This is a genomic window from Candidatus Phaeomarinobacter ectocarpi, from assembly GCF_000689395.1.
Taxonomy (GTDB): Bacteria; Pseudomonadota; Alphaproteobacteria; order CGMCC-115125; family CGMCC-115125; genus Pyruvatibacter; species Pyruvatibacter ectocarpi.
In genome coordinates this window covers 1,026,337-1,038,739 of record NZ_HG966617.1, presented here as the reverse complement: position 1 = coordinate 1,038,739, position 12,403 = coordinate 1,026,337, and the positions used below count along the sequence as shown (strand labels likewise).

Here is a 12,403-nt window from a genome sequence, read left to right as displayed (position 1 = left end):
CTAGGAATGTTGATTTCACCGTCAGGCCTGTATTGCCTTCCTTGGATTGGCACGGTCGCAGTCGGCGCGGATGTGCAAAGACTGCTGCTCTAGGAGAAAAAACAACACGATGATCAAATTCACTGATCCTTCCTTTGTCGGACCGCCCAAGGAACCTGACCCTGACGCAGCATCGCTGACAATTAGCGAGATTACGTTCTCCGACGGCACGCAAGTGACTCTCTCTCCAAATGATATCGTTGTTCTAGTGGGCCCGAACAACGCGGGAAAGAGTGCCCTTCTCCGAGAGATTGGGCGGTGGGTGCCTGGCGGCGGAGGACCGCTCCGCCAAGTTTCCACCGATGCCAAACTAAGACCTATTGGTAATGACCGGGATGTGCGTGAGAGGCTACAAAAATTTGGCACCGTGTTTGAGAGAGGAGGAACGACGGTAGTCCGTGGCCACGGCTTCAATATTGAGGCTTACAGCGGTCTGGAAAACTTGCCCATGACAAGTCTACCCCTGCAGGGCGTTTTTCATCGCGCTATCAGGACCAAAGATCGGATCACAGGAAGCGACCCGGCGACTTCTTTTGATGCGCTTTCAAAAGGACCAAATACTCCGATTCAACTGGCATACTTTGATAGCGACATCGAAAGCCGCATTAGCCGCCATTTTAGGAAGGCGTTTGGTCAAGACTTAATCGTCATGCGCGTCGGAGGTAACAAAATCCCCCTACTTGTCGGGCAGCGACCGACGCTCGATCCTGGAGAAGATCCAACCAGGAGGAGCTACCTCGGAAAGCTCGCGGCTTCGACCAAAGCGCTGCAGGAACAAGGAGATGGTATGCGCAGCTTTGCAACCGTAATTCTTGAAACACTTGCGGGCCAAAGTCCGACGATCATAACTCTGGATGAACCCGAAGCGTTTCTACACCCTCCACAAGCGCATCTATTGGGTGAACTCTTGGCAAGAGAGCGGCGCCCACTTACACAACTATTTGTGGCAACTCACAGCCCCGATGTCCTGGCCGGTTTCTTGAAAGAAGCACCTGAGCAGTTGCGCCTGCTACGCATACACCGTTCTGGAGACGTTAACCAAGTCAAGGAGCTACCAAAAGACAAGGTCAAAGCAGTTGCGGCCGACCCTCTGATGAAATACTCGCCGGTTCTGTCGGGCGTGTTTCATCAGAGGACAATAATCTGCGAGGCGGATGCCGATTGCATGTTCTACCAATCGCTGCTCGCGTTGCCGAGCGTAAGCACCGAGACGCATCCGGATGTCCTGTTCGTGCATGCGAATGGAAAACACCGTATGGCCGCTATGGCCGAAGCGCTCAAGGCACTAGCGGTCCCAGTTGACGTGATCGCTGACTTCGATGTGCTTAGCGAGAAATCGACATTTCAGAACTTGGTTGTCACCCTTGGGGGAGATTGGTCGGCAATCGAGACCGATTGGAACACCGTAAAAAGCGCGATTGAAAGTCGAAAGCCATGGCTGAACGCGGACGCCTTGATCTCTGAAATTACCAAGAAGCTGGATGCCGCCGCAGGCAAGCCAGAATTTCCCAAGAAGACGTCCGTAGAAATTCGAAATGTCCTCAAAATGGATTCTCCTTGGGCGGCGGCAAAAAGCACTGGCGATGCAGCCATACCAAATGGTCAGCCTACCCAGGCCATGGGGCGACTTCGAGATTACCTCGAGCACATCGGCTTGTGGATTGTGCCTGTTGGAGAGCTTGAAGGTTTCTACCGGTCTGCAGGGAAACACGGCCCCAAATGGCTGCAAACTGTAATGGAAGAGTGTGACTTAGATACCGAGCCTGACTTGGAGCAAGCGCGAGAGTTTGTACGGTCTGTTTGGGCGCGACCGATTTCTTAGGCCGATACGCTATGGAAGCTTCGACCGCGTAACTTACCCACTGATTTCGGATGCACTTTCTATGTGGCGCACCGGCGTAATTTGAGTGGCGCGCTACAAAAACGCCGCAATCGGTGGCTATGGCCGCTAGCCGCACAAAGCTGGGCTATCTCCAAGCTCTGTTTCGTCAGCTGACAGGTTCGGGCACCAGAATCGATGGTTGGGGACACTGTCCAACCGGCGCGGTTCCTGCCGTCTAATTGCTCTGGCCGGTGGTCAGTCGGACAAATTACAAAAGGCTGGACGGCCGTCAGGCCGCCTCAGCGTGGACATTGGCCAATTGGGTGAGCAGGCCGTCCCAGGCGCTTTGCATGTCTGGCGTCCAGTCATCAGCGAGCAAATCCTTGAAGGTGTCCTGGATCGTCTTGAAGAAGCTGATGAACAAGTCTGACTCGACGCCATATTCGGTGTGACGCTGACATTCGGACGGGATGACGCTGCTGCACAGGACACCTTCTCCTGCAATGTCGAAGATGCAATCGAAACACTGCTGCAACATGGAGCCACGCACACCGGCATCAGCATCCATGAAGAACATCTCTTCGAGGTCGGGCCGTTCCCTGAACAGGCGTTCGTAAACCAGTGGTGCCGGGTCTCCCGCCTTCTCCACAACCAGTTCCAGCGTATGGGTGATGGCGTCACTTTTCGTCATGGTCGATTCCTCGTCGCTCTTAGCCCGCCTCAGCCTACACCACCCTTGGTGTGCAACGCCAAGAAACGCTTTGCTGGCGGATGGTATGGAAACCGGCAAGACTGGCCACAGAACTAAGGGACAGCCGGACAGCAGAACCGCAGGACAGCGGGAGGGGCAGATCAGGTGATCGACATAGGTATTCTTACCAGCGGGCGCGGGGTTACCAACTGGGCCCGGGTTGCGTTGCTGTCGCTATTTTTTCTGCATCCGGGCGCACCGGCTTTTGGCGCAGAGGACCTGATTGAAATCGTTGTCGTGGGCGACACCGGTTTCAATGGGGCGGGAGCAAAAGTGTCCGCCCAAGGGGGGTACAAGCATGGCCGGCGCGTTTTCATTGATGACGCCATTGCCGGTATCCGACATGAACTTCCCGCGGATATTTCCCTCGCCAATCTGGAAACGGCCGTGACAACCAACAATGCAATTGGTGGAACGCCCAAGCGATTTCCATTCCGCACCCATCCGGACGCGATCAAAGGGTTTGTTGCGGCCGGACTGAACGCTTTTTCCCTCGCCAACAACCACGCGCTGGATTACCGGCAGGCTGGTGCAGGTGACACGCTGCGTCACCTGAATGATCTGCGATCGCAGGGCCTGCTTGCGTTTCCCGGGCTGGGTCGATCGCGCGCAGAAGCAGCAGCGCCGCATATGGTGGACATTCACGGAACAGCCATCGCCCTGTCGTCCATTGGAATTGGCGGGTGGGGTGTCCCGGCGCCACCGGGCAAGGCCGGCATGCTTCAGTACCCGGATGATTTTGAGTTTGTTCAAAACGCGCTTCGGGAGACGCCAGCCGATATCAGAATTCTCTCCGTTCATTACGGCAAGGAGTTTCAACCGGAGACGCCACGGTCCACGCGCCGACAGTTTCGGCAGTCCATTGCCAATGAAGGCTTCTTTGTGATTGCCGGACATCACAAGCATGTGGCCAACGGGATTGAGCTGATCGAAACAGCGTCGGGGCAATCCGGGCTGATCTTCTACGGGCTGGGGAATTTTCTACATCTTGGCATGCAGAACATGGGACGACATGATCTGTGCCACGACTTTGGGCTGCTCGGCCGCGTCACCCTAAAGAAGCAGGATGATGGGTCGCTGACCCTTGTGTCTGTGCGGGTGCTCCCCCTCACCGACATGCATGTCGCGACAAAGCCTTTGCCACCTGAAAAGGCGGCAACGCGCATTCATGTCATCAACCACCTGTCGGGGCAATTGACCGATGCAGATGCAGGCGCACAGGGCCTGGCATTCACACCACAGCGTGACGGCTCAGGCCTGTGGTGCAATCCTGCCGATGGGTCGAGTCCCTGCGATGCAGGTCGGCCTGCGCCGCTACCCTCATCTGCCCTTGCAAACAGGATTGCAAAGGCGTGCAGCAGGGTTCTACGCCGGTGAGCTAGGCCGCCTTGCCGTGGCCGGTTTCAAGGTAACGGGCGTAGGCAGCCGTCAGGTCGTCAGCTTTGCCGGTCCCGAAAATGATCTTGTCCGGCCGTGCCAGAAGGGCGTCTGCCTCCGCGAGTTGTGTGGCCAGCAGTCCGGCTGGGTCCTCAAGCGCGCCTTCGCCCTCAAGCCAGGCAACATGCAGTCCGGGAATTCTACTCGCCGTGTTGGTATCGGGGGCGTTGTCCTTTGAGCGGACAATCAGGATCGGTTGATAGACTGCCGCTGCATCGAGGCCGTCATCCTTTGCCAGTGGCAAACCTGCATTGGGGGTGTTGTCGCCGCCAGCTTCTACCGGCGGCAAGCCGGGCATGTCTGAGATGCGGTCCTCGCGCGCGCCGACGCACATTTCCTTGTCTCGTGCGGCTGCCTGCTCGATGTCGTGGGTACACACGACCTGACCCATTCCGATGGCTGTCTCGGTGATGAACCTGATTTGCGGTTCGCGTTCCGGCTGGATGCTGTCCAGCAGCGTTTCGGCGGCATCGCCCGCCAGCACCGCATCCAGTTTCCAGGCCATGTTGGCAGCGTCCCGCACGCCTGAACACAAGCCCTGGCCCATGAACGGCGGCATCTGGTGGGCGGCATCTCCGGCAATCAAGACGCGGCCTTCGCGCCACCTTTCTGCGAACACACCGTGGAAGGTGTAGACAGCGCAGCGCTCCACTTCGATCTGAGACATTGAGATGCCGTCGGGCAATTGGGGCGTGATGAGGCTCTCGAGCATCTGCGGGGTCGTCATGTCCGTGTCCGCCTCATCGGGCAGCAACATGAACTCCCACCGATGGCGTCCATTGCCGATGGGTATGGATGTGACGGGGCGGTGCGGGTCGCAAATCTGGCGGCTGGCGTCATGCAGACTGTCCATGCCTTTGGCCAGCAGAACATCCACCACGACCCATGGTTCGTTGAAGTCCATGTCATCCATGGCGATGCCCGCCTGGCGCCGCACCTGCGAGCGGCCTCCATCGCACCCGACGAGGTATCGTGTTTCAACCGGATTGCCGGGATCATCAGAAAGTGTGACTTTCACGTGGTCGGGCTGAGATACATCGTATGACCTGAACTCCACGCCAAGGCGCACATCAACGTTGGGATAGCGGGCGACGTCAGCCCGCATGGCCCTTTCCAGCGTTGGCTGGTGGAAGAGATTGCTCCATGGATATCCCGTGGGCGCCAAGCCCTTGGACGGCTTGAACCCCATCAGCAGATCGCCGTCAGCGGTTTCAAAATCATAGGCTGATGTCGGACGACTGATGTCCATCACGGCCTTGTCCGCGTTCACAAGACTGATGAGGCGAAACACTTCGTGGTCCAGGTGAACGGCGCGCGGCATGGGATAGACCTGCGTGTCGCGTTCCACCACGAGAACCTTTCGGCCCCTGGCACCCAACAACGCCGCGAGCATCGCCCCAACCGGCCCGTAACCGATGATGGTCACGTCGTACATGGCAGCCCCCTACCCGATGATGGTCTTTGTATCTTCGGAGACCAGTGTGTTGGTGATGGATCCCAGCTTCTCGATTTCAATGGTGACAGTGTCGCCGACCTTCATGAACTGAGGCGGCTTCATGGCAATGCCCACGCCGCCGGGTGTGCCGGTGAAGATGATGTCGCCGGGCTCCAGGGTCATGACCTGTGTCAGTTCAGCGATCTGGTCGAAGCAATCGAAAATCAGGTGCTGGGTGTTGGAGCTTTGCATCACCTCACCATTGACGAGGCATTTGATGTCGAGATCGTGGGGGTCGCCCACCTCATCAGACGTTGTGAGCCACGGGCCGATGGGTCCATGGGTGTCAAAGCTCTTGCCGATGGTGAATTGCGGCGAGTGGAACTGCCAGTCCCGCACGGAAATGTCGTTGCCACAGCAATAGCCCGCGACAATCTCATGGGCGCGATCGCGCGGGACATTGCGGGCACGCTTGCCGATGACCATGACGAGTTCGGCTTCCCAGTCCACCATGTCGGACACGGCGGGCTTGAGGACATCTGCCCCCTCGCCAACGCAACCTGTGGGCGACTTGGTGAACCAGATCTGGTTTTCCGGGATGTCCAGACCGGCTTCCTTGACGTGGTCCCCGTAGTTGAGGCCAATGGCCATGACCTTGCCGGGCTTCATGATGGGCGCTTCGAGGGTCACGTCACTCAGAGCGACCGCATCCGCTTCGCTGGCTTTTTGAGCGGCCGCCATTGCCGCGTCACCGGCGGCAAGAAAACTGATCATGTCGGTTGGCAGTGTCGGATCGGCCTTGGTGAGATCGATGATCTTGTCGTCTACGACCTTGCCGATGCGGGTTGTTCCACCATGGGTGAATGTTGCGAGCTTCATGCTGCTTATCCTTGAACTGAAAATGAATTAGGAGTGTCAGGTGCCAAGAGTTGGGGGCGGCGGCGGGCCCCACTGGACACCAAGCAATGTGTCTATGCCCTGCATGTTGGGCGGTGTGTCGCTGGTGAAGAGATCACCATCGGTCCAGTGCTCAACAGTGTGCCCCCAGGGATCGCGCCAGTAGTCGAAAATCTGACTGCCCAGGAAATGGCGGCCGACGCCCCACTCATGGGTGTAGCCCTTGGCTTGCAGATGGCTGTTGCCGGCCATGAGGTCATCCACATTGGCCACTTCGAAGGCTGCATGGTTGAACCCGGCAGCGCCGGTGCCCAGCAGGAACAATGTGTGGTGGTCGACGGGCTTGTCGCCCTGATCGCAGCGCATGAAGGCGCCGATGGACATGTCTTTTTCGATCTCGATTTCATCGGACGTCACCAGGCCAAAACGCTCCTTGTACCAGGCCTCGCTCTGACGGAAGTCGATGACATTGAGCACGCAATGGCCAAGACGCATGACCTGTGCCGGGCCCTCCCCGGACCGCAGGGCCGCGTCGACACGCTGGCTGTGGGTCGCTTCGTTGCCTGGCGTGTTGCGCCTTACGGGCAAAGTTGGCACCAGTTCACGGTCTGCAACCACTTCGACCTTGTGACCATTGGGATCCACAAAGCGGACGCGTTTGCCGCCACCGGGCTCCGTGATGTCTTCAACGGGGCTGGCACCTTCCATGGCCGCAAGGACCTCGAGGTCGGCCACGCTATCGGCCAGAAACGCGATACCCGCGAAGCCCGGCTCGCCCTTGTGGGTCACATGGACAAACGGGTCGCTGCCGGCACCACGCATGTACAGCGCATCTTCCGTGCGGGCCGCCCTGACCAACCCGAAATCAGACAGGAAGGCCTCCATCTGATCCAGGTCCGGTGCCTGAAACCGGACGAATGCAACATCAGACACGCGAATACCCATGATGACCTCCAATAAACTTGTTATATGCCGAACTTAGTGATATTAAATTTGTTATACAACAAGTTTATTGGAGTGGATCGCGTGCCAGTCGCCGAAGTTGTGCCCACCGAGCCGAAGTCGCCCCGCCGCCGCGCGCCGCAAAAGCGGGCGGAAGAAACCCGCGAATTGCTGCTGGATGCCGGCACAGACCTTTTTTCATCGCTTGGATTTGATGGCGTGTCCGTCCGGACGATCGAAAGCCATGCCGGTGTTCAGCGTGGACTGGTCGCCTATCACTTCGACACCAAGGAACTGTTCTGGAAGCAGGTGGTAGACCGGGTCTTCGGTCGCCTCAGCGAGCGCAATGCCCAGGTCATCGACCTGATGGAGGCATTGCCGCTCCGCGAAAGGCTGACGCTGTATGTCACCATGTTTGTGCAATTCAGCGCCGACGTACCGCAGCTCAACCGGCTGATGGTGCAGGAGGGCAAGGCAGCGTCCTGGCGGATGGACTACATCGCCGACACCTACGTCAAGCCGATGAGGGCTGTTGCAGCGGATGCCCTGGGTGTCGGGATTGATCCGCACGGCTTCTACCTGCTGGTGGGCGCCGGGGCGTTTGTTTTTTCAGTAGAGCACGAATGCAAGCGGGTCTTTGGCATTGATCCGAGGTCGGATGAATTCGTCAATGAGCACGCGGCAATGGTGGCAGATGTCATGCTGAGCCGGCTGGACGCCGAGACGCCCTGATTTCCAATTACCGCAAGACAAGAAACAGTCCATGCCCTGGGGAGCAGATGCCTTGAAGACGATATCACGCAGAACCGCCCTGATCGGCGCGGGAGCCATCACTGCGGCCTATGGCGCATACCGGCTTGTCCGCCCCGGACAAGCAGAACGTGCCCGGGCTGACCTCACCCTGCCCTCAGGCAAGCGTCCCAATATCCTGCTTGTCCTGACCGACCAGGAGCGCGCCCGGCATCTGATCCCCTCCACCATCAGCCTGCCACATCATGATCGGCTGATGGCCAACAGCACGGTGTTCCGCAATGCCAGCACTGTGAGCAATCTGTGCTCAATGGCGCGCGGCATCGTCTATTCCGGTCTGCACCCGCAGAACAGCGGATTGTGGGAAAACACGCCCCTGCCCTATTCCGGTGGATTTAGAAAAGACATCCCGACACTGGGCACCATGATGCAGGACGCTGGATATACGACCGGCTATTTCGGCAAGTGGCACCTCAGCCATTTCGGCGTGGATGATGCGGTTGGTTCAGACACAATAGCTGCAACATTTGGCGGCTTTGGTTTTGAGCATACGGACCAGGACCGCGAACGTGATGGCGCACAGCATGGCTGGAAGTATGACCCGCTGAGCGCTGCCAGTGCGGCCAACTTCATGGCGGAGCAAAAAGGCGGGGACAAGCCATGGTTCGCGGCAGTGAACTTCGTCAATCCGCACGACATCATGTTCTTCAAAACCAGTGAGCATCAACAGAAAACCCGGCTCAACGACTTTCCTGATGTGATCATGCCGGCTCCCGATGATCCCTTGTATGCCAAGGATTGGGGAATTGATCTGCCGGACACATTTGGCGATGCCACGCTGGAGGGCAAACCGCCCGCACATCGCGAAATGCAGAAAGTCATGGGGTTGGCATTGGGAGACATCCCGCTCGATCGGACCGACTACTGGCGCGACTACAACAATTACTACTTCAACTGCCTGGCTGACATGGATCGCAGCCTTGGTTCTGTTCTGGATGCCCTGGAGGCAACCGGCCAGGACAAGGACACCATTGTCATCTACCTGGCAGACCATGGCGAGATGGCCGGAGTGCACGGCTTGCGCGAAAAAGGCGGCAACATCTACCGGGAGAACCAGAACATTCCGTTCTTCATCCGGCACCCTGATGTGCCTGGCGGACGTGAAATTCAGGCACTGGCCTCACAACTGGACGTGGTGCCCACGCTGTTGTCCTTCGCAGGAATTGACGGGCCCACCCGTGAGGAAATGTATCCATTGCTCGCAGGGCAGGACCTGTCTCCCGCACTGACTGCAACGGGAACCGCCGTGACGGACGGCCCGCGCACAGGGACGCTGATGCAGTGGACCAGCCTCATTCACATGTCGGAAAAAAGCGTTCGCAATTTTGCGGCTGTGCAGGCAGCTTCAGGCCCATTTGCCAAATTTGGCGCCATGGACCTTCGTGAGTTTTTTGGTGGATTCAAAAATCGTGGCCACATGCGTGGCATCGCCGATGGACGCTACAAGTTTGCGCGATACTTCTCGCCCTTTGAACATCACCAGCCAGCCACGCTGGCTGACCTTTCAGCCCGCAATGACCTTGAGCTCTATGACTCGCTGACGGACCCTGCCGAAACGACAAACCTGGCCAATGATCTGCAACGGCACGGCGATGTCATTCTTGACCTGAATAGTCAGATGAACGCCCTCATTGCCGCTGAGATTGGCGTCGATGATGGATCCTACCTGCCCGGCCCGTCCTCTATCTGGACCGCATAGCAACCTATCTGGGAACACACCATGACACCCTTTACCATCAGTCTCGCGGCGCTGGCCGGCTTTTTGCTGATCTGGTTTCTGATTGAAAAGTCACGGCGCAGGACGCATCCGGTCACCGGTGGGCTGCAGGAGAACATCAACCTGCCCCACACGGACGAGTTTGAACTCTATGCCAATGCCTTTTCACATTGTTCGCGCAAGACGCGACTTGTGATGGCGGAAGCGGGCGTGCCTTACAGATACCACTCCATTGATCTGATCGAGACGGGCAAATACGAAACCATCGGCCCCCGGTATCTGAAAGTGAACCCGTCAGGTCTGGTGCCGACACTCGTGCACAACGGCCACCCGATTTATGAATCGGACGACATTCTGACCTACGTTGCGGATCATGCATCGCCCGACGCGGGCTCGCTTGTTCCAACCGATCCTGCGGAACGCACGGAGATGAATCGCTGGCTGGAGAGTGGCGTCATCTCAAGTGACGACCCGATGGAAAACATGCCGGCCCGTGCGGGCAGCTGCATTCCCGGGCTGACTTTTCCCGTCTTCGTCACCGCCATCCGATACATTCCCCTGCGGCGGATTTTGGTGGGTTTCCTGTTTCACCCTGACAAGAAACGGCCGGCCTTCTTCACGGCATCGCGCCTTTTTGGCCTGCGGACCATGCTGTCGCAGAAGCCACTTCAGCAGATGATGCATGCCAGCCGCGATCACATGCGCGGTCACCTGGCTCAACTGGCACAGAAACTTGAAAGCACGCAGGGCCCGTGGATTCTTGGCGAGCAGTACACGTTGGCGGATGTCACATGGTCCTGCATTCTACTGCGTGTTGATGAGACCGGGTGGCTCGATCACTTCCTGCAGGATGCGGACCTGGCCCCGGTAAGGACGTATTATACGGCGCTGAAGAACCGGGACAGCTGGAAGGCTGCAATCACCGACAAGGCCCATCCCATTGTGGAGAAGGCTGAAGCCGATCTGAAAAAGGCGATTGCCACAGACAGCAAAATCGCAAAGGCGCTTTACGGCTAAGGCCTACAGTCAGCGTTTTGCGCGCGAAGCCGCCTCGATAAAAGCATCGACCGGCCCATAGAAAGGCACGCGCAGTTTTTCAAGGTCCGCATCTGCCCAGTCCCACCATTTGAGATTGAGCAACGCCGTAATTTGCCCATCGTCGAACCGCTTGCGGATTTCGCGTGCAGGATTGCCGCCGACGATGGCATAGGGCTCCACATCCTTGGTGACGACAGCGCCTGCGGCCACGATGGCGCCGTCGGCGATGGTGACCCCTGACATGATTATGGCGCGGGCGCCGATCCACACATCATTGCCGATGGTGATACCGCCCTTGGTGACAGCATCCTGATTGGGCTTGTCCGTGTCCCAGATCAGGGTCTTGAACGGGTAAGTGCTGGGCAGATCAATAGGGTGATCCGCCTTTGAGAAGAACAGAACGTCCGGCCCAATGGAACAGAACGCGCCAACCTTGAGGGGTGCTTCCATGGATGCACCGGCGACCATGCGCCGTGCCAGACCGTAGGAATGGCGGCCGATGGAGATTTCGGGGCCCAGGTCAGGCTCTGACTTTGTCAGTTTACGGATTTTCCGGCGTAGCTGTTTCAGAAAGCTCATTTCCCCGCCTCTTCCAGTGACCGGAGCGCGGATACGCCGCGCAGCGCGGCCCAGGTGCCAGCGCACCTTGCGGCATCCCTGCGGCCCTGGAAGCCACGAAAGACCAAAAAGTTGCCCAATGCCTTTACGCCGTAGCGCAGCGTATCCCGCACGGCGAGGCGCGTCGCGGCGGCAGCGCCATGATACTTGCGCTCAATGTGAATCCGCGACCAGGCGATGTGCCAGAACTTCTCCCAGTAATATGCGGCGTTGGGTCTCACCGAGCCGGAATTGAGATGCACGACGACACTTTTGGGCACAACCACAAGGCTGTGTCCGGCGCGGCGGATGCGCATGCACATGTCGTCATCCTCGAAATAGAGAAAGACGTCCGGGTCGTAGAAGCCGATTTCCTTCAGCACATCCATGCGTACGAGGTTGACGGCCCCTGAGATGAACTCGACGCAGATATCGCCATCGGGCGGCAGTTCGCCATCGCGTTTGCCGAACAGGTGCCGGCGCCACAACTCCACGTCATGGCTTGGCTCAATGTGCCCGTCCCCGGCCTTGTGGACCGGCCCGAACATGGCAGCGTCCGGATATGTGTCAGCGGCATCGATCAGCGCCTGAATGGCGTCCGCGCTCAGCACCGAGTCCGGGTTTGCGAGCAGGGCCAGCTCTGTTTCCACGGCTTCCAGCCCCCGACTGGCGCCGCGACCATAGCCCTGCCCAATCTCGTTGCGCAGGATCGTCGCGTCTTGTCGTTTGGCCCGAACGATGTCCAGCGTGTCGTCGCTCGACGCGTTGTCCACCACCACCAGCCGCACGTCACGGGGCAGACTGTCCAGCAATCCACCGATTACCAGCCCGCCATTATGTGTGACGGTTACGACTGTCAGCCTTGTGTGCATACTGGGTCCGAAAAGCGAAATTTACAGATTGCTGGGATAGCTTACG

The 12,403-nt window shown here is 58.2% G+C and carries 11 protein-coding genes; 5 read left to right on the top strand and 6 right to left on the bottom strand.

From position 1 onward, the window contains the following. Nucleotides 1-109: 109 nt before the first annotated feature. Entirely contained in the window at nt 110-1,861 is a 1,752-nt protein-coding gene (locus BN1012_RS04885; protein WP_052534613.1) for an ATP-dependent nuclease, read from the top strand. A gap of 289 nt (nt 1,862-2,150) precedes the next feature. Here BN1012_RS04885 and BN1012_RS04880 read toward each other — a convergent pair whose 3' ends face one another. Then, the gene (locus BN1012_RS04880; RefSeq protein ID WP_043948754.1) at nt 2,151-2,552 is read right to left on the bottom strand and encodes a globin; all 402 of its coding nucleotides are present in this window, start codon (nt 2,550-2,552) and stop codon (nt 2,151-2,153) included. 165 nt (nt 2,553-2,717) lie between these two features. Here BN1012_RS04880 and BN1012_RS04875 point away from each other — a divergent pair, with 165 nt between their 5' ends. Then, nucleotides 2,718-3,989, top strand: coding sequence for a CapA family protein (locus BN1012_RS04875; protein WP_043948753.1), 1,272 nt, complete (start codon nt 2,718-2,720; stop codon nt 3,987-3,989). 1 nt (nt 3,990) lies between these two features. Here BN1012_RS04875 and BN1012_RS04870 read toward each other — a convergent pair whose 3' ends face one another. The 3 genes from BN1012_RS04870 to BN1012_RS04860 are packed head-to-tail and all read right to left on the bottom strand — an operon-like array spanning nt 3,991 to nt 7,326. Beyond that, on the bottom strand, nt 3,991-5,484 hold the full coding sequence (locus BN1012_RS04870) for a bifunctional 3-(3-hydroxy-phenyl)propionate/3-hydroxycinnamic acid hydroxylase (RefSeq protein ID WP_043948752.1): 1,494 nt from the start codon (nt 5,482-5,484) through the stop codon (nt 3,991-3,993). Between the two features lie 9 nt (nt 5,485-5,493). Then, complete coding sequence (locus BN1012_RS04865) at nt 5,494-6,363, bottom strand: fumarylacetoacetate hydrolase family protein (RefSeq protein WP_043948751.1); 870 nt, start codon at nt 6,361-6,363, stop codon at nt 5,494-5,496. Nucleotides 6,364-6,399: 36 nt separating this feature from the next. Beyond that, nucleotides 6,400-7,326, bottom strand: coding sequence for a VOC family protein (locus BN1012_RS04860; protein WP_043950658.1), 927 nt, complete (start codon nt 7,324-7,326; stop codon nt 6,400-6,402). Between the two features lie 81 nt (nt 7,327-7,407). On the opposite strand from BN1012_RS04860, the gene BN1012_RS04855 reads away from it, so the two are divergent. The 3 genes from BN1012_RS04855 to BN1012_RS16665 are packed head-to-tail and all read left to right on the top strand — an operon-like array spanning nt 7,408 to nt 10,867. Further along, nucleotides 7,408-8,055 (top strand): TetR/AcrR family transcriptional regulator, encoded by a 648-nt coding sequence (locus BN1012_RS04855; RefSeq protein WP_171815913.1) that lies wholly within the window; start codon nt 7,408-7,410, stop codon nt 8,053-8,055. A gap of 52 nt (nt 8,056-8,107) precedes the next feature. After that, nucleotides 8,108-9,832, top strand: a complete 1,725-nt coding sequence (locus BN1012_RS04850; protein WP_171815912.1) for a sulfatase family protein — start codon at nt 8,108-8,110, stop codon at nt 9,830-9,832. Between the two features lie 21 nt (nt 9,833-9,853). Beyond that, the gene (locus BN1012_RS16665) at nt 9,854-10,867 is read left to right on the top strand and encodes a glutathione S-transferase family protein (RefSeq protein WP_052534608.1); all 1,014 of its coding nucleotides are present in this window, start codon (nt 9,854-9,856) and stop codon (nt 10,865-10,867) included. A 9-nt stretch (nt 10,868-10,876) separates the two neighbouring features. Here BN1012_RS16665 and BN1012_RS17905 read toward each other — a convergent pair whose 3' ends face one another. Beyond that, a complete protein-coding gene (locus tag BN1012_RS17905) occupies nt 10,877-11,467 on the bottom strand; it encodes a CatB-related O-acetyltransferase (RefSeq protein ID WP_052534605.1) in 591 nt (196 codons plus the stop codon). Further along, nucleotides 11,464-12,357 carry a glycosyltransferase gene (locus BN1012_RS04835; protein ID WP_043948748.1) on the bottom strand — a complete coding sequence of 298 codons (894 nt, stop codon included), beginning with the start codon at nt 12,355-12,357 and terminating at the stop codon, nt 11,464-11,466. Before BN1012_RS04835 ends, BN1012_RS17905 begins: the two co-directional genes overlap by 4 nt. Between the last annotated feature and the right edge of the window lie 46 nt (nt 12,358-12,403).

Coding starts and splice junctions, on each gene's coding strand:
- BN1012_RS17905 (WP_052534605.1), bottom strand. CDS start 11,467: ATGAGCTTTCTGAAACAGCTACGCCGGAAAATCCGTAAACTGACAAAG.
- BN1012_RS04870 (WP_043948752.1), bottom strand. CDS start 5,484: ATGTACGACGTGACCATCATCGGTTACGGGCCGGTTGGGGCGATGCTC.
- BN1012_RS04880 (WP_043948754.1), bottom strand. CDS start 2,552: ATGACGAAAAGTGACGCCATCACCCATACGCTGGAACTGGTTGTGGAG.
- BN1012_RS04860 (WP_043950658.1), bottom strand. CDS start 7,326: ATGGGTATTCGCGTGTCTGATGTTGCATTCGTCCGGTTTCAGGCACCG.
- BN1012_RS04835 (WP_043948748.1), bottom strand. CDS start 12,357: ATGCACACAAGGCTGACAGTCGTAACCGTCACACATAATGGCGGGCTG.
- BN1012_RS04865 (WP_043948751.1), bottom strand. CDS start 6,363: ATGAAGCTCGCAACATTCACCCATGGTGGAACAACCCGCATCGGCAAG.
- BN1012_RS16665 (WP_052534608.1), top strand. CDS start 9,854: ATGACACCCTTTACCATCAGTCTCGCGGCGCTGGCCGGCTTTTTGCTG.
- BN1012_RS04885 (WP_052534613.1), top strand. CDS start 110: ATGATCAAATTCACTGATCCTTCCTTTGTCGGACCGCCCAAGGAACCT.